Raw genomic sequence first — 22,637 nt, forward strand, 5'->3', positions numbered from 1 at the left:
AGGGTTACCTCCACTTCCATGACTTCCAGTTTCAAGACACCGCCCCAGGACATTCTCGCCAAGCTGATCGACCGTTGCCTCTCTGAAGGGGCGACCGCGGTCGACTGTTCGCTCGCCGTTTCTGACGGGGTCAGCGTGGATGTGCGCGATGGCAAGCTCGAAAATGTCGAGCGCAGTGAGGCGCAAGGTGTGTCCCTGCGCGCCTTGTTCGGTAAGCGTCAGGCCCATGTGTCTGGCTCGGATCTTTCGGACGAGGCGCTGTCTGCCATGGCAGAGCGGTGCGTAGCGATGGCGAAGGCCGTGCCGGAGGACAAGTTCGCCGGCCTGCCGGACGCTGAGTTGCTTGAGACCAACCCACCCGAACTCGACCTCGCCGGCGATGGCGAGATCGAACTTGCCAGGCTTGAAGCAGATGCCATCGAGGCCGAGGCGGCGGCGCTTGCGGTTGAAGGGGTGAAGACGGTTGCCGGTTGCGGCAATGGCTGGAGCCGGATGGAACGATGGGTCGCGGCCAGCAATGGCTTCACCTCCTATCTCTCCGGCGGCTCCACTGGGCTGGGCCTCGCCGCCGTCGCCATGCGCGACGATGCGATGGAGCGCGATTATGACAGCTGGAACGTGCGCAAGATGGCCCACCGGCCATCTCCGGCGGAGATCGGACGTACGGCTGGTGAGCGCGCCGTCGCGCGGCTTGGCCCACGCAAGGTGAAGACGCAGAAGGCCGCCGTCATCTATGACAAGCGGGTCGCATCCAGCCTGATTGGGGCGCTCCTGTCGGCGATATCCGGCCCGTCGGTGGCGCGCGGTGTGAGCTTCCTGAAAGACCGGATGGGCAGTCAGGTCTTCGCAGGTGGTGTGAATATCATAGACGACCCCTTCCTTGAGCGGGCGCTTGGCTGCCGCAATCATGACGGTGAAGGTCTGCCCGTCGCCCGCAAGGCGCTGGTTGAGGACGGTGTGCTGACACGCTGGCTGCTGAACACGTCATCGGCCCGCCAGCTCGGACTGGAGCCGAACGGTTTTGCGAGCGGCGGTTTTGGTCACCCGCCGGGCGTGGGGACCTCGAACACGCATATCGAGGCCGGGGCAAAATCACCGGATGAACTGATGCAGGGCGCGGGGAAAGGACTTCTGGTCACAGATATGTTCGGGCCCTCCATCAATCCTAATACGGGCGACTATTCGGTCGGGGTGGCCGGTTTCTGGTTCGAGAATGGCGAAATCCAGTACCCGGTTTCAGAGGTCACCATTGCCGGTGATCTGCCGTCGATCTTCGGCCGGCTCATTCCAGCGTCCGATCTCGAGTTTCGGGGCCGCATGAATTCGCCGAGTCTCCTGGTGGAGGATATGTCGATTGCAGGAAACTGATGCGGCTTTCAGCGACGATCTGAAGCTTCTGCACGAAGCGGTGGTCGAGGCTGGCCGTATGGCACTGGCAAGATATGAGCGGGGCGATACCCGGTCGTGGGAGAAGTCTCCCGGCCATCCTGTGACGAGCGCCGATCTCGAAGCCAATCGCATCCTTAAAGAACGGCTGACACGGGCGCGCCCGGACTATGGGTGGCTGTCGGAAGAGACCGCGCTCGCACGTGACACGCATCTGAATGAAACCGTCTGGTGCGTGGACCCCATAGACGGCACGCGAGCCTTTATGGGCGGGGAACCATACTGGGCGATTGCCGGCGCACTCGTCACTGGAAACCGTGCAGTTATTGGTGTGGTCCATGCGCCCGCGCTTGACGAGACGTACTGGGCTGAACTTGGCAAGGGGGCTTGGCTTAATGGAAGACGTCTGTTCACCAGCAGCCAGGACGAGGAAACCGGTTGCCGAATGATCGCCTCGGAATCCATGCTTACTCATCCGGCCTGGAGCGTGCCATGGCCGCAGATGGAGCTCGCGCGTCCCAAACCGAATGCGACGCTGCTGCGTATGTGCTGGGTGGCGACCGGGCAGTGGGATGCAACCCTGGCGCTCTGGCGCAAATCGGACTGGGATCTTGCCGCGGGGGCAATCATCGTTGAGGAAGCGGGCGGCTCAGCCTCCACACATCTTGGCGAAAGCTTCGTCTTCAATCGCAGTGAACCTGCCCAGCGCAGTCTCATTGCGGCTGGAAAGCGTCTGCATCCTCTGTTAGTGGAGCGCGTCAAAGACGTCAGGCTGCCCGACCCGAACTGGACAGTCAGGCCATACGAAAAGACGAACGCAACGGAGCAGACCAAGATGGCTGACACGCCGGACACCAAGCAGCTACTTCACCTCGTCATTGGCGGTGAGTTGAAAGATGTGCGCGGCATTGAGTTCGAGGACCTTTCCAAGATCGACTTTGTCGGCGCCTTTCCGAGCTACAAGGCGGCTTATGACGCCTGGAAGAATGCCGCTCAGCGCACAGTAGACAATGCAGAGATGCGCTATTTCATCCTGCATGCGCACCGTCTGCTCGATCCTGAGACCGGGTCGCATCATCACGTCTGATATGGCAGGCGAGCCAGAACGCAGCCGCAGCCTTTTCCGGCTGACAACCGAACGGTTCAAGCCGCACTGGAGATGGTTTGCCATAGGCACGGCCTGCGCTGCTGTGACCTCCGCAGCCGCTGCGTCCTATGGCTACCTCCTCAAGCTCGTTGTCGAGGGCCTGGAGCAGCTTGCCGGACCGGATTCGGTGGCCGTTCCCTCGTCGCTGTGGTGGCTGATCGGGATAATCGGCTTTGCTGCGGCGGTGCGCTCTCTATCACTCTACGGTATGACGCTGGCCAACAACACCGGCGTCCAGCGGGCCATTATCGATATCCAGACCGATCAGTTCGACGCGCTGACGGATGGGGATTTTGCCCGCCTGTCCGGTGACCGATCCGGCGGATTCGTGTCTCGCTTCATCAATGATGTGAACGCGCTTCGCGATGCCGGACTGAGGCTTGCAAACAACCTGACCAAGGGCGTACTGACGGTATTCGGCGTGCTGGTCACCATGTTCATCATGGACTGGAAGCTGACCCTTGTCCTGTTGCTTGTCTATCCGATCGCTTTCGGGCCGGTCATCGGGCTGGGGAACCGGGTACGCCGGCGTTCCAAACAAGCCCAGCGTCAGATTGGGGAAGTGGCCTCGCTCCTCTCGGAGAGTTTCCAGTCTGCACGGGTCGTGAAGGCCTATGGCCTTGAGGACTATCAGAAAGCGCGCGCAAAGCGCGGCTTCGTAGAGCGGTCCCGCCTTTTCCTCAAAGTGCTGACGGATCGGGCTGCGGTAGACCCGATACTGGAGATCACTGGCGGTCTTGCGCTGGTTGGTATTCTCGCGCTTACGGCCTGGCGTATCGCGGACGGCGACACCTCGCTCGGCAACTTTGTAGGCGTTATCGGGGCCGTTGCGGTGGCCGCGCCTGAGGTTAGGGCACTCGGGACTCTGAATGCTGTCGCGCAGGAAGGCGGCGCGGCAGCGGACCGTGTTTTCGAGATCACCGACGCAAAACCACAGATTCAGGACCGGCCGGATGCGCGCGACCTCGAGAGCGCGCGCGGCAGTATTGAGTTTCGCGATGTGCACTTTGCCTATCCCGATGGCTCGCAAGCGTTGAAGGGGCTGTCCTTCTCGGCAAATCCGGGAGAGACGGTCGCTCTCGTTGGGCCGTCCGGGGCCGGAAAGTCTACGATATTCAACATGTTGTTGAGGCTTTATGATCCGGTTTCCGGAACGGTCCTGATCGATGGAAATGATGTGCGCTCCTATACCGAAGCCAGCCTTCGCCGGTCGACTGCGCTAGTGGCGCAGGAAGCCCTGCTCTTCGACGATACGGTGGCGGCCAATATCGCCCTCGGGCGGATCGGGGCGCGTCGTGAGGAGATCAAGGAGGCTGCGCGCGCGGCGAATGCGCATGAATTCATCCTGGGCCTTCCGGGCGGCTATGAAGCCCCCTGCGGAGAGATGGGACGCAATCTGTCCGGTGGCCAGCGCCAACGCATTGCGCTCGCCCGCGCCATCATCCGCCAGGCACCGATCCTCTTGCTCGACGAGGCGACCTCAGCGCTCGATGCCGAGAGCGAAGCCAAGGTACAGTCGGCTCTGAGTGAGTATGCGAAGGATCGCACCACGCTGGTCATCGCCCACCGGCTTTCCACCGTGCGCTCTGCCGACAGAATCATCGTGCTGGATGATGGCCAGGTTGCCGAAGAGGGCACGCATCAGGAACTGATCCGGCTTGGCGGGCTCTACAAACAGCTTGTCGAGCTGCAGCTCAGCTAGCCATAGCTGCGCTGCTGCGGCATCTGTTTGGCGGACGCCACGAGGAATTTGGCGAGCTTTTCGGAACTCTCCGCGCCCTGAACCGCGATGCGGCGCATGGCGATATAGGTCGGTACACCGCCAATCCCCATTTCGCGGAACGTGTTCTCTTCCTCGCGGACGGCCTCTGCGTCGGCGCCGGAATCCAGCAGTTTTTCCACGATGGAGCGGTCCAGACCTATGTCCTCTCCGATATCAGCCAGCACACTATAGTCGCCGATATCGCGGGCATGTTCGAAATATGCCGAGAATAGCGCTTCCTTGGCCTCGGCGCCCTTGCCTTGCCCCTGGGCCCAGCGCACCAGCCTGTGTGCATCGAAACTGTTCGGGCGGTGGCGCAGGTCACCGAAATTGAAGGGAATGTCTTCTTCCTTACCGAACTCAATCAGCGCCTCGCGCATCGTGGCCCAGCGATTTTCTTCGGTTTCGGGGCCAAATTTCTGTGCCATGTAATCGCGGTAATTGACGCCGCCCTGCGGGATGGTGGGATCAAGCTCGAAGGGCCGGAAGAGCAGGTCCACCTCAATGCCTTCGGCAAGGTCAATCGCTTTCTGGATACGCCGGAGCCCAAGCCAGCACCACGGGCAGACAAGATCGGAGACCATTTCGATGGTTAGACGTGTCATGACATTTGCTCCGTCGGGCGGCTTACTGGCGTATCTCTCTACTATGGGCTCTCAATTACTTGATTGGAACCGTCAGATGATCGCCGTCACCGTGAAACCGAGGACGAGGATCAACGCTGCCCAGGCATTGGACTTGAACACCATCAGGGCGTTCTCGTCGTCCTGGTTCATCTTGTAGACCTGCCAGACTGCGTGGCCCATGAAGGCAATCACGGTCAGCGCGCCGAGGCGAGTCGCGCCATTCGCAGCCACGGCGCCGCCAAAAAAGGCGGTGGCAGCAAGATAGAAGCAGAAGGCGCCCAGGATGGTCTGCTCACCGAGCAGGCGCGCGCTCGACTTCACGCCGATCAGTGCATCATCCTCACGGTCCTGCATGGCGTAGATCGTGTCATACCCCACCGTCCAGGCTGCGAAGCCGAGATACAGGATGACCGTGCCGAGCGAGACATGTGTAGCCATCGCGGCGGCGACCAGGACGCCCCAGTTGATTGTGAATCCAAGCCAGACCTGGGGCCACCAGGTCACCCGCTTCATGAAAGGATAAGCGCCGATCAGCGGCAGGGCGAGGAGCGCGACGATCTTGGCGTCCAGCGGGATGCAGAGCCAGGCAATGAACGCAACGAAAATCTGGAGTGCGAGGAAGATATAGGCCTGCCGGACGGTAACATCACCGGCGGGCAGGGGACGCCTGGCAGTCCGTGCGACAGAGGCATCGAAATCGCGGTCCTGGATGTCATTCCATGTGCAGGCAGCCCCGCGCATGGTTATGGCACCGATTGCGATCAGCACATCCCACCAGATGTCGATCCAGAAGAAGCCGGTCTCTATGCGCGTATAGGCCAGCGATGCGAACGCCGGCAGCATGACGAGCCATGTGCCAATGGGCCGGTCAAGCCGGGCAAGCGCGGCGTACGGCCGAAGCGTTTCCGGCAGAGTTGTCAGCCAGACGGGCAGGGCGCTGTCTGCCGGCGCGCGCGAGCTGGGCTCGGCATCCGCTGCGGTATCTGGGTTTGGCGGCTCGGAATCAGGCGTCTTCGTCTCGTTCATGAGGCCGGTATAACCGCAATCGCGCCTCAGGCGATAGACACAGTCTTGCGATTGATGAAGGCGCGGATGCCGTCGCTGGAGAGTTCCCGGCCATAGCCGGAAGCTTTCACACCGCCAAAGGGCAGGCGCGGATCACTGGCGACCTTCGAATTGATGAAGGTCGATCCTGCATCAAGATCGCGAATCGCCTGCTCCATCTCGCCCTTGTCGGTCGTACAGACAGAGGAGCCAAGACCGAAGGGGCTGTCATTTGCCCGCTCGATGGCCTGGGTGAGGCTCGTGACCTTCCAGAGGGAGGCCACAGGGCCGAACATTTCATCCTTGGCTGCGGGGGCGTTTTCAGGCGCTTCTTCCAGTATCTGGGGCGCGTACCACCATCCCTTTTCGGGCAGATCGGGTTGATCCAGAAGCGCTCTCGCACCTGCCGCGACAGATTTGTCCACCTGTTCGGCAAGGTCATCCCGGATCGACTTCATCGCCAGTGGGCCGATATTCGTTCCATCCGCAAGCGGGTCGCCGACTTTCAGCGCCTTCATGCCTTCAACGAATTTATCCCGGAATTCGTCATAGATATCGCCATGGACGAAGAAGCGTTTCGCCGCGATGCAGGATTGTCCGTTGTTTTGCGTCCTCGCATCGATGGCGGTATCGACCGCCGCATCGAGATCGGCAGAGGGCATGACGATGAACGCGTCCGTCCCGCCAAGTTCCAGTACGGTCGGCTTGATCTCGTCGCCTGCAATACTGGCGACCGAGGCGCCAGCCGGCCCAGAGCCGGTAAGCGTTGCGGCGCGCACACGCCGGTCGCGCACCACTTTCTCCACCTTGTCTGAGCCGATAAGCAGAGTCTGGAAACAGCCCTCGGGAAAACCCGCTTCCTTGAAGACGTCTTCGATATTTAGCGCGCTGCGCCAGACATTGGAGGCGTGCTTAAGCAGTCCGACATTCCCAGCCATTAGCGCCGGTGCGGCAAAGCGGAAGACCTGCCAATAAGGGAAGTTCCAGGGCATCACGGCGAGCACCGGCCCAATCGGCAGGTGCCGCACAAATGCCTTGCTTGCATCGGTCTTGATCGGCTCGTCTTTCAGATAGGTTTCGGCATTTTCGGCATAGTGCCGGCAGACCCAGGCGCACTTTTTAAGCTCGCCCTGCGCCTGTGCCAGCGGCTTGCCCATTTCCCGGCTCATGGCTGGCCCCCAGTCATCGACATGGGATTCCAGCACCTCGGCCGCCTTGTTCATGAGCTTTGCGCGCTCATCGAAAGTGGTGAGGCGCCAGTTTGAATAATGCTCCTCCGCTTTGGCAAGGGCGGCATCGACCTCAACCTCTGTGTGTGGGGTGAAGGTCTCGATGACTTCTTCATTGGCGGGATTGATCGAGCTGACACTCATGGGCAGGCCTCGCTGGTTTATGGCTTAACTCTCTGACAACAGAAGCCTATATGGGCGCCATGAGTTCCGTGCCACGCCTTTTCATTGATGCTGACCTTGCCGCAGGCGCTGCAACGCCAGTGAGCGACAATCAGGCCAATTACCTTCTGCGGGTGATGCGCCTGTCGGAAGGCGACGAAGTACGCGTTTTCAATGGGCGCGACGGAGAGTGGCTTTCACGTCTTCGACCCGAGAGCGGGAAACGTGCCTCAATTGTGCCTGAGCGGCAAACGCGCCCCCAAGTGGAGACGCCCGACCTCACGCTTTTCTTTGCGCCCCTGAAAAAGGCACGTACCGACTTCGTCGTGGAAAAGGCATGCGAATTAGGGGTGCGCCGGATCCAGCCCGTCATGACAGAGCGCACCCAGTCGAGCCGCGTGCGCCGTGACCGGCTGCAGTCGGTCGTCATCGAGGCGGCCGAGCAGACCGAGCGTATGGATGTGCCTGAGGTTTTCGATGATATAACCCTTCAGGCCGCACTCGAGGCATGGCCGGATGGCCAGCCTCTCTATTATTGCGATGAGGCGGGCGATGCGCGGCCGATGCGGAACGTTCTAGAGGAGGCGCGGGGCGGGGCAGCAGGCCTCCTCATCGGGCCGGAGGGAGGCTTTTCTCCGAAGGAGCGCGACTGGATCCGGAAACACCCGAATATTCAGCCCGTTACGCTAGGCCCACGTATCCTGCGTGCTGAAACAGCTGTTGTTGCTGCGCTCACACTTTGGCAATCCGGTGTTGGCGACTGGCAGGAACATCCCTATCTGCCTGAGACCGGAAACGGCTAAAGGGGCCTTCCATGACGACACCGACGTCCGACATTGACGAGAGCGCCCCGCGTATCGAGTCCAGAAATGAGCTCGTGGAGTGGATGGAGCAGGGCTGTACGCCGCGTACCGATTGGAAGATCGGCACGGAACATGAAAAATTCGGCTTCATCAGGGACGGATTGCGCCCGCTTCCCTATGACGGAGAGGTGTCCATCCGGGCCATGCTGGAAGGCCTGTCCGAGAAGTTCGGCTGGGAACCGATCGAGGAATCCGGCCTGCTCATCGGTCTGAAGAAGGACGGTGCGAGTGTCAGTCTGGAGCCAGGCGGCCAGTTCGAGCTTTCGGGCGCTCCGCTCGACCATATTCACCAGACCTGTAATGAGGTCGGCGATCACCTCAAAGAGGTGCGCGAGATTGCTGATCCGCTAGGCATAGGCTTTCTGGGCATGGGGTCCTCGCCGCTCTGGTCGATGGACGAGACGCCGATGATGCCCAAGGGCCGCTACGCCATCATGCGTGACTATATGCTGAAGGTTGGCAGGCTGGGCCGGGAAATGATGTTCCGCACCTGTACCGTACAGGTGAACCTCGATTTCTCTTCAGAAGCCGACATGGTGAAGAAATTCAGGGTCTCTCTGGCGCTGCAGCCTCTCGGCACCGCGCTCTTCGCCAATTCGCCCTTCACCGAGGGGCGTACCAATGGCTTCCTCTCCTATCGCTCGCATATCTGGACAGATACCGACCCGGACCGCTCCGGCATGCTGCCCTTCATGTTTGAGGATGGCGCAGGTTTTGAGAGATATCTCGACTATGCGCTTGATGTACCTATGTATTTTGTCCGCCGCGGCGGAAAGTATCTTGATGCGTCCGGCCTGAGTTTCCGCGACTTCATGGATGGAAAGCTGGCGCTTCTGCCTGGTGAAAAGCCGGCCATGGATGATTTCGTCGACCATCTGTCGACAATCTTTCCGGAAGTGCGCCTGAAGCGTTTTCTGGAGATGCGGGGTTCTGATTCAGGCCCGTGGAGCCGTCTTTGTGCTTTCTCGGGTTTCTGGACGGGGCTTCTCTACGATCAGGCCGCGCTCGATGCTGCCTGGGAGCTGGTGAAGGACTGGACCGCGGCCGAACGCGAATCGATCCGCCAGTCTGTCCGCGTCCTTGGTCTCAGAACGCCGATTCCTGGCGGGCGCACCCTGCAGGATCTGGCCAAGGACGTCCTGATGATCAGCCGCAACGGTCTTAAGGCGCGTGCCCGCTACAACAGTGCGGGCGACGATGAGACCGGTTTCATTGGCGAACTGGACGAGATCGCCGAAAGCGGCCTGACACCAGCGGACCGGCTGCTGGAGCTTTATTACGGCAAGTGGAATCGGCGGGTTGAACCCGCCTTTGAGGCATTGGCCTATTAGGCTGCATTTGCGCCAATCCCTGCAGAAATGGCAAATCTTTGCTTGAGCCACGCGAAACTGCGTGGTCAAACTGAGCGCTTAAAAGCGTGGAAGCGCGCGTTCAGAGGTTGAGGGATCCAGCTTATGTTTTCTGTGTTCTTGTCGCTATTGGCAGTCCCGCCGCTTGGATTCACCATGTGGCAGCTCAGGAAACATCCCAAAGGCCTCTACATTCTCTTTTTCGCAGAGATGTGGGAGCGGTTTTCCTATTACGGGATGCGCGCGCTCCTCATCTTTTACCTGACCTGGCATTTCCTGTTCGAGAGCAGCTTCTCGCTCACTCTTTATGGGGCCTATGTGGCGCTTGTGTATCTCGGGCCACTTCTCGGCGGCTGGCTCGCGGATAAATATATCGGCTTCCGCAAGGCGGTGACATTCGGGGCGCTCATGCTTGTTGCCGGCCACGGCCTTATGGGACTTCATGGTCCTTCCGCCGAAGAGACCCTGAATGTCGATGGCACCGTCTATGAGCTTGAGCGGCCTGAATACAGTGAAGCGCGCGAGCGCTTCATCGTGATCGACGGTGAAGAGATAGCGGTCGACGGATTTGTTCAGCCGGAGGAAGGCTCCACCACGCGCGAAGTGACCTTCGTCCAGAATGGTGAAGAAACGACTCTGGTCGGTACGCTTGAGGAAAGCCGCAACCCGTTCTTCACGACGATCCTGTTTGCTGCCCTCGCACTCATCGTGGCCGGCGTCGGGTTCTTGAAACCCAATATCTCCACCTGTGTCGGCGCCCTGTATGAGCAGGGGGACCGGCGCCGAGACTCCGGTTTCACGCTTTATTATATGGGCATCAATCTCGGCTCATTCCTCTCAGGTATTTTCTGTGCGCTTGCAGCGGCGACTCTTGGCTGGTGGGCCGGGTTTGGACTGGCCGCTGTCGGCATGCTGGCCGGTCTCATCGTTTTCGTGTGGGGCCAGAGCTGGCTTGAAGGCCGTGCCGATCCGCCAGCCGGTGTGGACCTGAAGACTCCGGTTTTTGCCGGCCTCAACCGCGAATGGCTGGTCTATGGTGCAGGCCTTGCTTTCGCCGTCGCCGCTTTCTTCCTGCTCCAGATCGCCAGCATCATGACGCTCGCCATGCATGGCGTCTTCGCGGTCGTTACGCTGGGCATCATTGTTTACATGCTGACCAAGCTGGAAGCCGACACACGAAATGCGATGATCGGCCTGCTTATCCTCACCGTTTCTTCGGTTCTGTTCTGGGCGCTGTTCGATCAGGGGCCGACGTCTCTGAACCTCTTCGCAGCCGCCCACGTCGACAATCAGGTCATGGGCTCTCCATTCCCGGCACCTGTGCTTCAGTCGGCCAATCCGCTCTACATCATGTATTTCGCCCCGCTTATCGCCGTCATGTGGACATGGCTTGGCAATAAGGGAATCGAACCCAATAGCTTCATCAAGTTCGGTCTGGCCATGATTCAGATCGGCGCAGGGTTCTTCGTCTTGAACCTCGGTATCCAGACCGCCGTGCCGGATGCGGACGGGGCGCTTCGCATCTCCGTCCTGTTCATCATGCTGATGTATCTGCTGCATACGACCGGGGAGATTTTCCTGTCACCAGTGGGGCTGTCCGCTGTGACCAAACTGTCGGCAAAGCAGATTGTCGGCTTCATGATGGGTTACTGGTTCCTGGCATCTTCTTACGCGAACGTTATTGCCGCCGGGGTTGCACAGGCGACGCAGGTCCCTGAAGGGGCGCCGACTGAGGTCAGTCTTGAAGCCTACAATGCGGTCTATCTCCAGCTTGGCGGCGCCGCGGTCGGTCTGGGTGTTCTGCTACTGGTTCTAAGCCCCTGGCTGCGCAATCTCACCAAGCATGCCGAACGCAGCCTTGGGCCGCATGAAAAGGAACGGCGCAGCGAAGTCGATCCGGCCGGCGTGTCGATGGACCGGACTGAGAGCTAAACCGGTTTCGCTCTCCAGATTTGAAAAACCCCCGCAAGGTGCAAACTTGCGGGGGTTTTTAATTCGAGCTTCGGCGGAGTGTACCCTTCGCTAACCGGCCCCGCCAACAGTCAGCGCGTCGACCTTGAGGGTGGGCTGACCGACGCCGACCGGGATGCTCTGACCGGCCTTGCCGCAGGTGCCGACACCGTCATCCATCCCGAAATCATTGCCGATCATGGAAACCTTGTTGAGCACAGTGGGCCCGTGCCCGATCAGCGTCGCATTCTTGACCGGGGCAATGACCTTGCCGTTTTCCACCAGATAGGCCTCAGTGCACTGGAAGACGAAATTCCCTGACGTGATATCGACCTGGCCACCGCCAAAATCGACCGCCCAGATACCACGTTTGATGGATTTGACGATCTCGTCCGGATCATCCTGTCCGCCGAGCATCATCGTATTGGTCATGCGCGGCATGATGCCCGCATCATAGCTTTCCCGCCGGCCATTGCCGGTTGGCGCCATGCCCATAAGGCGGGCATTCTGGCGATCCTGCATATAGCCTTTCAGGATACCGTCCTCGATCAGCACATTACGCTGCGTCGGTGTGCCTTCATCATCGAAGGAAAGGGAGCCGCGGCGCGCATCAATTGTGCCATCATCGACAATCGTGACGCCCTTTGCGGCGACCTGCTGGCCGATCTTTCCGGCGTAGACGCTGGTCTGCTTGCGGTTGAAATCCCCTTCAAGACCGTGGCCAACCGCTTCGTGCAACAGGACAGCGGGCCAGCCTGGTCCCAGAACGACTTCCATCTCACCAGCCGGGGCAGGGATGGATTCCAGATTGATCTCTGCCTTTCTGAGCGCGCGCTCCGCCATGGCCTGCCAGCGTTCCGGCTTGATCCATTCCTCATACTCGGCGCGGCCACCGGCACCCGAAGAGGCCGATTCGCGCCGGCCATCTTTTTCGAGCGTCACGGAAATGTTGAGGCGCACAAGCGGGCGCACATCATGAAAGGTTTCGCCAGCCGGGCGCAGGATGTCGATTTCCTGATGACTGCCGGCGAGTGAAACAGAGACCTGAACCACACGCGGATCCTTTGCGCGGACCCAGGCGTCGATTTCGGCCAGAAGACCCGTCTTGACCGTAAAGCCGGGGGCTTCGGTCGGATCTATGGGCGCATAGAGCTTGCGATTCGTCGGGATCGGTCCGGCGGCCAGCGAGCCGGAATAGCCACGCTTGGCGGCGGCGGCGGTTGTCGCGGCTCGCCGGATAGCATCGAGTGTCAACTCACCGGCATGCGCATTCCCGCTCGCTTCACCCGCAACAACTCTGAGGCCGAACCCCTGGGAGGTATCGAAAGCCGCCGATTTCAGGCGGCCATCATCATACATGAAGCTTTCAGAGCGGGCGCGCTGGACATAGATGTCGCCATCATCGGCGCCGTCGCAGGCTTCGGCAAGGATACGGGTTGCCTCGGCGCGGTCGAAAGGAAGGTCTGTTTCTAGCATTCAGAGAGAATGGACATTCACGGACTGACCTGCAAGCGGGCAGGGGACGCTTACTGCTGCTGAACCTCGAATCGGCTGAGCTGGCGCTGCGCAAGTTCCCATCCGGGACGCAGTTCGAGCGCCTTCTGGAAATCGAAGTACGCCCCCGGTACATCGCCGGTGTTTTCACGGGCTATGGCGCGGTTGTAATAGGCCGCGAAAATGTCATTCGTTTCCAGTTCGATTGCGCGGTTTAGGGCGACAAGCGCCTCATCGAAATTACGTGTATAAATATGCGCCGCGCCTTCATTGAGGTAGGCAGCCCCCAGCGAGGGCAGGATGTCAGTGGCGCTTGAATAATCGGCGAGCGCCCTGTCATAGTCGCCCTCCCGCATGCGGATGACGCCGCGGTTTACATAAGTGGCTGCGCGGTTTTCCCGCGTCAGCGTTTCTTCGCGCAAAGCCCGCGAACAGGTTTCGTCCGCTGAGCGGAATGAATAATTTCCGGACTTGACCTGGTCGAAGCAGTCACGTGCCAGACCGCTGCCAACGACAAAGACCTGCGCACTGGCTGTGGCGCCGCAGACAAGGCAAGCAAGGCTGCATAGAAGGACACGCGACATTTCTTCCACCTCCTCTTCTGTTGGGCGCAATATAGCGCTAGGGAGAGATAAAGCGAAGCGGCTGCGACAAATTCGAATTCACTGAAGGGCCGGGTGGACGCAGGGAGTCGTCGGAGCTATGGCATCACACAAGTTTTTACCAAGGAGTCGGGCTGTGCGTTTTCTCGTCGCTCTTCTTTCGATCTTGCCGATTGGCGCAGCTGCTCACGCTGCCGTTCCTGAGCAGGGTGGAATAAATCTCCAGGATGCAGCGACACGCATCATGGAGCGTCTACACTGGTTTCATAATTATCTGGTGGTAATTATTACGATCATCACGTTGTTCGTGCTGGCACTGCTGGTGGTGGTCTGCGTGAAATATAACAAGCGCGCCAATCCCGTGGCCCGCAAGTTCAGCCACAATACGCCGATCGAGATCATCTGGACGGTCGTTCCTGTCCTCATCCTCGTTGCGATTGCCGGTCCGTCCTTCTCGAACCTGTTCTATCAGGAGAACGAGCCGGATCTGGAAGCCATCGCCGCAGCCGAGGGTGACAATCCAAACATCTATCCCGATGCAGCCGAGCAGGGCTGGATCGCGGTGAAGGCCCAGGGCAACCAGTGGAACTGGACCTATTCCTTCCCCGATGAGCTCGATGATGGCGGCTATCCGGTGGAGTTTGTGTCCAACCCGCTTCAACGTGGTCTTTCCAGCGACAATCTCGACGCCGCGCGCGGTCCGCGCAATCTTGCCGTCGATTATCCGCTGGTGCTGCCTGTGAACCGCTACATCCGCTATCAGACCGCAGCGTCCGACGTGATTCACTCCTTCGCGATGCCGGCCTTTGGTATCAAGACCGACGCCGTCCCTGGCCGTCTCAATGAGGGCTGGTTCCTCGTCGAGGAAGAAGGCACCTATTACGGTCAGTGCTCAGAGCTTTGCGGCAAGGACCACGCCTTCATGCCGATCGAGATTCGCGTTGTCGATCAGGACACTTATGACGCCTGGATCACGTCGCTTCGCGAAGGTGACTTCGAAGGTGCCTTTGAGGGAATTGATAGCGCCCAAGTTGCAAATAATTCCGACCGGACGAGCGCGGAAACGCGTCTTGCCCAGGCCGAGTAGAACCCGAGAGGATCTCTGACATGGCAATGGATCAAGTTTCGACTGTCCACGACGACCACGCCCACGATCACAAGCCGGGCTTCTTTGTGCGCTGGTTCCTGTCCACGAACCATAAGGACATCGGTACGCTGTACCTCGTCTTCGCGATCTGCGCGGGCATTGTCGGCTACACGCTTTCTGGCCTCATCCGTCTTGAGCTGGCTCAGCCGGGCATCGGCCCGCTTACAGGCCTCATGGAGTGGTTCGGCTATTCCGGCGACCAGGCTATCGAGCATGCCAAGCATTTCTATAATGTCGTGATCACCTATCACGGTCTCATCATGATCTTCTTCATGGTGATGCCGGCCCTGATTGGCGGTTTCGGCAACTGGTTCGTCCCGCTGATGATTGGCGCGCCTGACATGGCGTTCCCGCGCATGAACAATATCTCGTTCTGGCTGACGGTTGCCGCTTTCATCATGGCGTGTATCTCCATGCTGATCCCGGGCACCGGCCAGTTCCTCGGCTTTGGTGGCGGCTGGGTCCTTTATCCGCCGCTCTCCAGCACGACCGGCCACCCCGGCCCGTCCATGGACCTTCTGATCCTGTCCCTTCACACGGCCGGTATTGCGTCGATCCTCGGTGCCATCAACTTCATCGTGACCATCCTGAACATGCGCGCACCGGGCATGACCCTGCACAAGATGCCGCTGTTTGCCTGGTCGGTGCTGGTGACCGCCGTCCTGCTGCTGCTTGCTCTGCCGGTTCTGGCAGGCGCGCTGACCATGCTCCTGACCGACCGGAATTTCGGCTCGCAATTCTTTGACCCCTCCGGGGGCGGCGACCCGATCATGTTCCAGCATCTGTTCTGGTTCTTCGGTCACCCGGAAGTCTACATTATGATCCTTCCGGCCTTCGGTATCATCTCGCACATTGTGTCGACCTTCTCGAACAAGCCGGTCTTTGGCTATCTCGGCATGGCCTATGCAATGGTCTCCATCGGCGCGATCGGCTTCATTGTCTGGGCCCACCACATGTACACCGTCGGTATGCCGGTCGACATGAAGGCCTATTTCGTTGCTGCCACGATGGTCATCGCGGTGCCGACGGGGATCAAGATTTTCTCGTGGATCGCGACAATGTGGGGCGGCTCGATTGATTTCTCCGTGCCCATGGTCTGGGCCATCGGTTTCATCTTCCTGTTCACCGTCGGCGGTGTCACGGGTGTGGTGCTTGCCAATGCGGGTATCGACCACGTCCTGCACGACACTTATTACGTCGTTGCCCACTTCCACTACGTGCTCTCGCTTGGCGCCGTGTTCGGCCTGTTTGCCGGCTGGTACTACTGGTTCGAGAAAATGTTCGGCGTGAAGTACAACAAGTTCATTGGCTATGCGCACTTCTGGACGATGTTCGTGGGCTCGAACCTTCTGTTCTTCCCGCAGCACTTCCTGGGCCTCCAGGGCATGCCGCGCCGCTATATTGACTATGCAGACGCCTTCTCGACCTGGCACTTCTGGTCGTCGATGGGCTATGCGGTGACCCTCGTTGCCACGACGATCTTCTTTATCGGTGTGATCGAGGCCGCTGTGCGCCGCCGCAAGGGTGTCGCCAATCCATGGGGCGAGGGTGCCACCACACTGGAGTGGACGCTCTCATCGCCGCCGCCATTCCACCAGTTCAACGAGCTGCCTGAAGTGAAGCCGCAGAGCCACCACTAACGGGCCGTTGAACGACAGAAACAGGACGGCCCTTCGCGTTCAACGCCGCGAGGGGCCGTTTCCATCTTGATGGAGCACGCAGATCCAATGTCGCATGTCGATACAGCAGATATGACGCCGGAGACGCCGCGATACGCGACGGCCGGTGATTATGTGCAGCTCATGAAGCCGCGCATCATGATGCTTGTCGTCTTCACGGGTCTGGCCGGGCTTGTGAGCGCGCACGGCGTAACGGGAATTGCGATCAATCCGGTGATGGCAGCCATTGCCACGCTGGCCATTGCGCTTGGCTCAGGCGCCGCAGGCGCGATCAATATGTGGTATGATGCGGACATCGATGCGGTGATGAAGCGCACATCCACCCGTCCGATCCCCTCTGGAGCAGTGCCCCGCGAGGAAGCCCTCGCCATGGGCCTCGTCATGAGCGGTGTCTCGGTTCTGCTGATGTGGATGGCGTCCAATGCAGTGGCCGCGGGGCTGCTCGCGCTGTCTATTGCTTATTATGGCTGGTTCTACACCATGCTGCTCAAGCGCCGCACGCCGCAGAACATCGTGATCGGCGGCGCGGCCGGGGCCTTCCCGCCGGTCATTGGCTGGGCCGTTGTCACCGGCAATGCGCCGCTCGACGCATGGCTGCTCTTTGCGATTATCTTCTTCTGGACCCCGCCGCACTTCTGGGCGCTCAGCCTGCTGGCCCATGGCGAATACAAGAAGGCAAACGTGCCGATGCTGCCCGTGACGCACGGGGCAAAGGTCACCCGCAACCAGATTCTCATCTACACGCTGCTTCTGGCGCCGCTGGCCCTTGCGCCGGTCCTTACCGGACTGGGCGGTGTTATCTATGCGGCTACGGCCACGCTTCTCGGCGGTGTTTTCGTGAAGCTTGCCGTGGATGTCTGGCGCAGCGATGCAGGCGCCGTTCCCGTTCGGCCGGAAAGCGCAAAGGCGGCAAAGCGTCTCTTTGCCTTTTCGATCCTGTACCTTTTCCTTCTGTTTGCCGCACTCATGATCGAACACGGGGCGGGGGCCCATTTTGACCTTGCGGGGATCCTATGAACCAGGAGCGTTTCGAACCTGCAAAACTCGATGAGGATGCCCGCCGGGCACAGAAGCGCCGGAATCTCTGGCTCGCTCTGGCGCTCGTGACTTTTGTGGTGCTGGTTGCGGTAACCACAATGCTGCGGCTTGGCGGCGGTGTGCCGGAGCGTATGTAATGAGCAATCTGAAAATCTCGGTCATTCTCTCAGTTGCGGCGCTTTGTATGCTGGGCCTCGCCTTCGCGTCGAAGCCGCTTTACGACACATTTTGCCGGGTGACAGGGTTTGGCGGCACGACGCAGATCGCCGAAGCGGCGCCCAGCGATGTGCTCGACCGGTCGGTTCACATACGGTTTGATGCGAACGTCATAGATGCGCCCATCCGGTTTCGCCCGCTTCAGACGGGTATGGACGTCAAGCTTGGCGAGCACGGCCTTGCCTTCTTTGAAGTCACCAACACCTCTGATCGCGATGTCAGCCTGATGGCCTCCTATAATGTGACGCCGCACAAGGCGGGCATCTATTACAACAAGCTTGAATGCTTCTGTTTTTCCGAGCGGATCGTAAAGGCTGGCGAGACGAAGAAGCTTCCGGTCGTCTATTTTGTCTCACCGGAAATGGACAGCGATTCAAATCTCGCCGACGTACGCACGATCACGCTCTCCTACACGTTTTACGAAACAGGCAATTTTCAGGGTGCGGCTAAATCGGCGGCACTTAACTAGATGGTTGCGACTCCGATAGCCTGCGGGCTAAAAGGCGCAAGAATTACATGGACGATAGGGATTCCGGGCTATGGCACATGATGAAGTGAAACATGACTATCACCTGGTGAACCCGTCACCTTGGCCGCTTCTGGGGTCGATGGCGATGGTTGTTCTGGCAATCGGGGCCGTCACCTATATGAAAGGCCTGTTTGGCATGCCGGAAGGCACGCCGTGGCTGCTGATGATCGGCCTCGCCTTCGTCGCTTACGTGATGTTCGGCTGGTGGCGTGAGGTCATCAAGGAAGGCAATGCAGGCGATCACACGCCGGTTGTCTCGATTGGCCTTAAATACGGCATGGTCCTCTTCATCGCGTCGGAGGTCATGTTCTTCGTCGCGTGGTTCTGGAGCTTCTTCGAGTTTGCCATCTTCCACGGCGCCCGTGTCGGTGACTCCTTCGATGCATCGAACCCGCTTTATGCCGAGGCGCTTCAGGCGGTTGGCGGTCAGTGGCCGCCGGCTGGTGTCGAGCTGTTCGACCCGTTCCACCTGCCGCTCATGAACACGCTGGTCCTTCTGCTTTCAGGGACGACCGTTACGGCCGCGCACCACGCACTGCAGCATGACCACCGCAAGACGGCGATCAATATGCTCGCCCTGACCGTGCTGCTTGGCCTCGCCTTCACCGGGCTCCAGGTGCTGGAATATTCGCATGCCGGCTTCACCTATGACGGTACGCTCTATGGCTCTGCCTTCTTCATGGCGACCGGCTTCCACGGCGCGCATGTGGTCATCGGCACGATCTTCCTGACCGTTTGTCTGATCCGCCTGATGACCGGTGGCATGAGCGCGAAAAAGCATCTCGGCTTCGAATTTGCTGCCTGGTACTGGCACTTCGTTGATGTCGTGTGGCTGTTCCTCTTCGCCTTTGTTTACGTCATCCCCTATCTGGTGCTCGGTCACTAGGAGGCCGGATTGGCAGCTTACGTCTCACCCATAAAGGCTGGGCTCGCCTGTCGATGCCCGGCCTGCGGTGAGGGGCCGGTTTTCAAATCCTTTCTGGAGATGGCACCGCGTTGTCCTGCGTGTGGCGCCGACTTTTCAAAGGCCGACGCCGCAGACGGGCCGGCTTTTTTTGTAATGTTCCTTCTGGCAATCCTGATCATGCCACCTGTGCTGCTGGTACAGATTGTCTTTGCGCCACCAGTCTGGGTCCACGTTATCCTTTGGGGACCCTTGATCGTGCTTCTTGGCGCCTGGCTCCTGCGTCCGTTCAAGTCTTTGATGTTTGCCCTGCAATGGAAGCATAATGCCGAAGAGGTCCGCTGGAACGATAGCGACGGGTCTGCCTCATGACATTCCGGCCCATGCCGCTCCTGACCCTCTTCACGATTGCCAGTCTGGTCATCCTCATACTTCTCGGAAACTGGCAATATGCCCGCTATAGCGAGAAGAAGGCGCAGGGTGCGGTCGCCAATGATCCTTTCGAGACTGTTCGGGTCGAGGTGGCGCAAACGAAGTCCGGTCGTGCTCAGCAGGTTTACGGTATTGTCGACGGTGAAGCCGTCTGGCGCCGCTATGTGCCCGGCCGCATAGATGGCGAAGGTCCTCTGGTGCTTCTCCTCTGGGACGCTGTTGCAGGCACGGATCCGATGCCTCTTGCCATAGATGGGCTTGGCGATTTTGAGGGCCGTGCAAACGTCTTTGAGCGTCCAGCACAGACGGGGGGGCTCGCCGCATCAAGCAAGCCTGAGCGTGACCTCTGGTATGGTTTCAATGGGCCGGCGATGCTGGATAATTTTGGCTATGAGACGAGTGATCCGCGCGTTGTCGAACCGGACAAGATGACGGTGCGCCTTGGCGAGGACATGTCGAGATCGCGACAGACCGAAAACCCCTATGCCACCCTGAAGGGGCGTGATCCGTTGCCGCCAGAACGGCATTTCGGTTACGCGATCACCTGGTGGGGCATGGCAATCGGGCTGATCGGCGTGTATCTCGCCTTTCATCGCTCGCAAGGGCGCCTCAGTTTCAGGAGATCCAAGTGAAATTCATCTCTACGCGCGGCGAGGCACCTCCAGTCGGTTTTGTCGATGCCTGTCTGTCGGGACTTGCACCGGATGGCGGGCTTTATGTGCCCGAACGCTGGCCGACCATTGCGCCGGCGCGCCCGGATGAACCTTATGTCTCGGTCGCAAGCCGTGTGATTTCTGCGTTCGCCGAGGAGGAGCTGCCGGAGTCGACGGTGCAGGGACTCTGCGAGCGGGCCTATGCGAACTTCGCGCATCAGAGCGTCGCCCCTCTGGTCCAGTGGGGCCCCAACCGTTTCATCATGGAGCTTCATCACGGACCGACGCTGGCCTTCAAGGATGTTGCGATGCAGCTGATCGCCCAGCTGTTCGATGAAGTGCTGACGGCGCGCGGCCAGCGTATGAGCGTGACCTGTGCAACATCGGGGGATACCGGCGGCGCAGCGGCAGCGGCCTTTGCGGGGGCCTCACAGGTCGACCTCTTCATCCTGCATCCCTTTGAGCGCGTCTCTCCGGTCCAGCGTCTCTTCATGACGACCACGGGCGCGAGCAATGTGCACAATATTGCAATTGATGACGATTTCGATGTCTGTCAGGCCATCGTGAAATCACTGTTTGCCGACCGCGACTTTGTGAAATCGTCCAATCTGTCGGGCGTGAATTCGATCAACTGGGCGCGCATTGCGGCGCAGGCTGTCTATTATGCGACCGCGCAGGCGGCGATGGGCGCGGACAGACCGCTCAGATTTATCGTTCCGAGCGGTAATATGGGCGACGCGCTCGCCGGCTATGTCGCGGCGCGCTGTGGCCTGATGGCCGGCTTCGAAGCGGTCTGTGCCGTCAATGAGAATGACACGCTGAATGTCCTGTTCGGCGAGGGCCGGATGCTGCGCCGTCCGGCGCGGGCCACGCCGAGCCCGGCCATGGATATTTCGGTGCCAAGCAATTTTGAGCGTCTTGCGTTCGAAGTCTCCGGACGCGACGCCGAGATGCTCCGGCGGGTCTACGAGCAGTTCGCCCAGTCCGGCGATGTCGAATTGCCCGACCGGATCAAGGGGCCGCTGGGATGTAGCGGACTTTCGGCGGCATCTGTTTCAAATGCCCAGACACTTGCAGAGATGCGGCAGGTGTTGGGCGAGACGGGCTGGCTGATCTGTCCGCACACGGCCGTGGGTACGCACGCGGCCCGAAACCTCAACTCCGATGGAGAGACAGTGGACATTGTGCTTGCGACCGCGCATGCAGCCAAGTTTCCTGAGACGGTTGAAGAAGCGACAGGCCGCAACTGTCCGCTGCCTGAAAGAGTGGCTGGCCTGACCGGGCGCACTGAAGTCTTCGAGAAGCTGTCCTCCGAGGCGTCTGTCGTTCGCGACTTTATCGAAAAAAATCGCCGCCGGTGATGCTCGCCACACCGCGCGGCGCAGGCTAATCTCCGGCATGGCTTCTGCAGACCCGCTTACTCTTGGGGAATGGTCCTGGGACACGACGTCCGACCGGCTCAGCGTGCGCGCGGATCCGGGGAAGGGGCTGGATGAGATCGACGGTATCTGGACGCTCCGGTCGGTGACGAAAGTCCTGGATGGTCTGAGCCAGCAGAGACTGGAAAACCTCTTCCATGCGTCGCATCAGGAAGGCGAGACGGTGTCCTGCCCCCTCGAGCTCTCAACGGGGCGGTCGCTGACACTCGCGGGCACTTTTGATGCCACCGGCTCCGCGCGGGGTGTTCTCATGCGAAGCGTGGATGTGGGCGAGCTTCAAGCCTTGGCCCTCTCGGGACTGGAAGCCGTCTTTCAGCCGATTGTTTCGCTCAAGACGGGCCAGATCGCCGGCTTTGAAGCCTTGGCACGCTGGCCAGGGGGTGCAGGAGGTAACCGGCAGGCGCCCGAAGTGCGGGGGCTCGCACCGACCATGTTGCAGCGTGCCAGCGATGCCCTTTCCGGCTGGATGAAGACGAGCGGCCGGCGAGACCTTTTCGTGAACGTCAATGTGACGGCCCCTGATCTTGCCAGCGAAATGCTTACCGACATCGTAAGGGAGATCATGTCGAACCATGGCTACTCAACGGGCCAACTCCGTATCGAGCTGACCGAGCAGGCGGCGCTCAGGGACCCCGGCCAGGTCCTTCGGACGGTCGAGTCGCTGAAGGCGGCGCGGGCAGGGCTCATACTCGACGATTTCGGTACAGGCCATTCCTCCTTTGAATGGCTCGAGGCGCTTCCGGCGGACGGGCTCAAGGTGGACTCCGATCTTGTGGCAAAAGCGGAGCGCTCTCGCATGCAGACAATCTTGAGGTCTGTTACCTCGCTCGCGCACGATCTGGGAATGAGCACAACCGCTGAAGGGGTGGAACGCCTTGAAAGCCTGAGCCTGTTGAAGTCGCTTGGCTTTGACTTCGTTCAGGGTTTTGCGTTCTCTGTTCCGCTGCCTGCAGAAGAGGCTGGCGAATTATTGCTGAGCTGAGCCG

At 59.9% G+C, this 22,637-nt stretch carries 21 protein-coding genes; 16 read left to right on the forward strand and 5 right to left on the reverse strand.

Annotation, left to right across the window (positions count from 1 at the left end; genetic code table 11):
- The first annotated feature begins 18 nt into the window (after positions 1-18).
- The 3 genes from ABNU55_RS06715 to ABNU55_RS06725 are packed head-to-tail and all read left to right on the forward strand — an operon-like array spanning position 19 to position 4,235.
- On the forward strand, positions 19-1,368 hold the full coding sequence (locus ABNU55_RS06715; protein WP_290753653.1) for a TldD/PmbA family protein: 1,350 nt from the start codon (positions 19-21) through the stop codon (positions 1,366-1,368).
- Positions 1,355-2,473: an inositol monophosphatase family protein gene (locus ABNU55_RS06720; RefSeq protein WP_290753651.1), complete on the forward strand. Its 1,119-nt coding sequence runs from the start codon at positions 1,355-1,357 to the stop codon at positions 2,471-2,473. The genes ABNU55_RS06715 and ABNU55_RS06720 overlap by 14 nt, the downstream gene beginning before the upstream one ends.
- A 1-nt stretch (position 2,474) precedes the next feature.
- Positions 2,475-4,235 carry an ABC transporter ATP-binding protein gene (locus ABNU55_RS06725; protein ID WP_290753649.1) on the forward strand — a complete coding sequence of 587 codons (1,761 nt, stop codon included), beginning with the start codon at positions 2,475-2,477 and terminating at the stop codon, positions 4,233-4,235.
- Here the strand turns inward: ABNU55_RS06725 and ABNU55_RS06730 are convergent.
- The 3 genes from ABNU55_RS06730 to ABNU55_RS06740 all read right to left on the reverse strand — a co-directional run bounded on the left by ABNU55_RS06730 (position 4,232) and on the right by ABNU55_RS06740 (position 7,338).
- Complete coding sequence (locus tag ABNU55_RS06730) at positions 4,232-4,900, reverse strand: DsbA family oxidoreductase (protein ID WP_290753647.1); 669 nt, start codon at positions 4,898-4,900, stop codon at positions 4,232-4,234. The two genes, ABNU55_RS06725 and ABNU55_RS06730, sit on opposite strands and share 4 nt — an antisense overlap.
- Positions 4,901-4,972: 72 nt before the next feature.
- Positions 4,973-5,947 carry a 4-hydroxybenzoate octaprenyltransferase gene (locus ABNU55_RS06735; protein ID WP_290753645.1) on the reverse strand — a complete coding sequence of 325 codons (975 nt, stop codon included), beginning with the start codon at positions 5,945-5,947 and terminating at the stop codon, positions 4,973-4,975.
- Between the two features lie 26 nt (positions 5,948-5,973).
- Positions 5,974-7,338: an NAD-dependent succinate-semialdehyde dehydrogenase gene (locus ABNU55_RS06740; RefSeq protein ID WP_290753642.1), complete on the reverse strand. Its 1,365-nt coding sequence runs from the start codon at positions 7,336-7,338 to the stop codon at positions 5,974-5,976.
- A gap of 59 nt (positions 7,339-7,397) precedes the next feature.
- Here ABNU55_RS06740 and ABNU55_RS06745 point away from each other — a divergent pair, with 59 nt between their 5' ends.
- From ABNU55_RS06745 to ABNU55_RS06755, 3 genes are all read left to right on the forward strand, one after another.
- A complete protein-coding gene (locus ABNU55_RS06745) occupies positions 7,398-8,159 on the forward strand; it encodes a 16S rRNA (uracil(1498)-N(3))-methyltransferase (RefSeq protein ID WP_290753640.1) in 762 nt (253 codons plus the stop codon).
- 11 nt (positions 8,160-8,170) lie between these two features.
- Complete coding sequence (locus ABNU55_RS06750) at positions 8,171-9,550, forward strand: glutamate--cysteine ligase (protein ID WP_290753638.1); 1,380 nt, start codon at positions 8,171-8,173, stop codon at positions 9,548-9,550.
- Between the two features lie 174 nt (positions 9,551-9,724).
- Positions 9,725-11,500 (forward strand): peptide MFS transporter, encoded by a 1,776-nt coding sequence (locus ABNU55_RS06755; protein ID WP_290753635.1) that lies wholly within the window; start codon positions 9,725-9,727, stop codon positions 11,498-11,500.
- A gap of 90 nt (positions 11,501-11,590) precedes the next feature.
- Here ABNU55_RS06755 and tldD read toward each other — a convergent pair whose 3' ends face one another.
- Positions 11,591-12,994, reverse strand: coding sequence for a metalloprotease TldD (gene tldD / locus ABNU55_RS06760; protein WP_290753633.1), 1,404 nt, complete (start codon positions 12,992-12,994; stop codon positions 11,591-11,593).
- Positions 12,995-13,044: 50 nt separating this feature from the next.
- The gene (locus ABNU55_RS06765) at positions 13,045-13,596 is read right to left on the reverse strand and encodes a tetratricopeptide repeat protein (RefSeq protein ID WP_290753630.1); all 552 of its coding nucleotides are present in this window, start codon (positions 13,594-13,596) and stop codon (positions 13,045-13,047) included.
- A 154-nt stretch (positions 13,597-13,750) separates the two neighbouring features.
- On the opposite strand from ABNU55_RS06765, the gene coxB reads away from it, so the two are divergent.
- The 10 genes from coxB to ABNU55_RS06815 all read left to right on the forward strand — a co-directional run bounded on the left by coxB (position 13,751) and on the right by ABNU55_RS06815 (position 22,633).
- Positions 13,751-14,701, forward strand: a complete 951-nt coding sequence (coxB, locus tag ABNU55_RS06770) for a cytochrome c oxidase subunit II (protein ID WP_290753627.1) — start codon at positions 13,751-13,753, stop codon at positions 14,699-14,701.
- A 26-nt stretch (positions 14,702-14,727) separates the two neighbouring features.
- Complete coding sequence (gene ctaD / locus ABNU55_RS06775; protein ID WP_348764286.1) at positions 14,728-16,401, forward strand: cytochrome c oxidase subunit 1; 1,674 nt, start codon at positions 14,728-14,730, stop codon at positions 16,399-16,401.
- 87 nt (positions 16,402-16,488) lie between these two features.
- Positions 16,489-17,457, forward strand: coding sequence for a heme o synthase (locus ABNU55_RS06780; protein WP_290758747.1), 969 nt, complete (start codon positions 16,489-16,491; stop codon positions 17,455-17,457).
- Entirely contained in the window at positions 17,454-17,615 is a 162-nt protein-coding gene (locus ABNU55_RS06785) for a hypothetical protein (protein ID WP_290748445.1), read from the forward strand. The genes ABNU55_RS06780 and ABNU55_RS06785 overlap by 4 nt, the downstream gene beginning before the upstream one ends.
- The gene (locus ABNU55_RS06790) at positions 17,615-18,163 is read left to right on the forward strand and encodes a cytochrome c oxidase assembly protein (protein WP_290748448.1); all 549 of its coding nucleotides are present in this window, start codon (positions 17,615-17,617) and stop codon (positions 18,161-18,163) included. The genes ABNU55_RS06785 and ABNU55_RS06790 overlap by 1 nt, the downstream gene beginning before the upstream one ends.
- A gap of 70 nt (positions 18,164-18,233) precedes the next feature.
- Positions 18,234-19,109, forward strand: a complete 876-nt coding sequence (locus ABNU55_RS06795; protein WP_290748451.1) for a cytochrome c oxidase subunit 3 — start codon at positions 18,234-18,236, stop codon at positions 19,107-19,109.
- A 9-nt stretch (positions 19,110-19,118) separates the two neighbouring features.
- Positions 19,119-19,499 (forward strand): DUF983 domain-containing protein, encoded by a 381-nt coding sequence (locus ABNU55_RS06800; protein ID WP_290748454.1) that lies wholly within the window; start codon positions 19,119-19,121, stop codon positions 19,497-19,499.
- 11 nt (positions 19,500-19,510) lie between these two features.
- Entirely contained in the window at positions 19,511-20,191 is a 681-nt protein-coding gene (locus tag ABNU55_RS06805; protein WP_290748456.1) for an SURF1 family cytochrome oxidase biogenesis protein, read from the forward strand.
- Complete coding sequence (gene thrC, locus ABNU55_RS06810; RefSeq protein ID WP_290748459.1) at positions 20,188-21,573, forward strand: threonine synthase; 1,386 nt, start codon at positions 20,188-20,190, stop codon at positions 21,571-21,573. The genes ABNU55_RS06805 and thrC overlap by 4 nt, the downstream gene beginning before the upstream one ends.
- Positions 21,574-21,610: 37 nt before the next feature.
- Positions 21,611-22,633, forward strand: a complete 1,023-nt coding sequence (locus ABNU55_RS06815; protein WP_290748461.1) for an EAL domain-containing protein — start codon at positions 21,611-21,613, stop codon at positions 22,631-22,633.
- The last annotated feature ends 4 nt before the right edge of the window (positions 22,634-22,637 follow it).

The sequence above is a fragment of the uncultured Henriciella sp. genome (genome assembly GCF_964005855.1).
Classification (GTDB): Bacteria; Pseudomonadota; Alphaproteobacteria; order Caulobacterales; family Hyphomonadaceae; genus Henriciella.